General features: G+C 51.6%; 1 protein-coding gene. It reads right to left on the bottom strand.

Annotated features, from left to right (window positions below):
- Positions 1-190: 190 nt before the first annotated feature.
- A partial coding sequence (locus AC0T7J_RS25510; protein WP_473798619.1) for a hypothetical protein occupies positions 191-384 on the bottom strand: 194 nt, incomplete at its 5' end.

Here is a 384-nt window from a genome sequence, read left to right as displayed (position 1 = left end):
CGCGTTTCGTTGAGAAACGACAAAAAGCCCGGAAACATTGGGCTTGGGGTGATTTTCAGGAGGAATTCGATGCAGGCGGACTTCCGACTTTAGCGGGGTACGGGGAGTCCGCCAAGGGCTTTTCGTCACTCTGCAAAATAAACTTAAAAAAACCGTCAAAGTGCTTTTTTATGTCATCGGTTTTGGAGTATTACGAAGACAGACCGCCGAAACCTGCAACACAGGTGGCGTCTTCCCAGACTCCTATTGTGTGCAGTTCATCCAGGCCCTCGTGGATGAATTCGGCAGTCACCTCGAGGCGCAGCACTGTCAAGGTATTGCTTTGAATGGCTCCCACAAAGGCGACCGAGTATGGATGATCACGGACGCAGCCCTTCCTCCAAC

It is taken from the genome of Pantoea sp. E956-1 (assembly GCF_982223955.1).
This window is presented reverse-complemented; position numbering and strand designations above follow the sequence as displayed.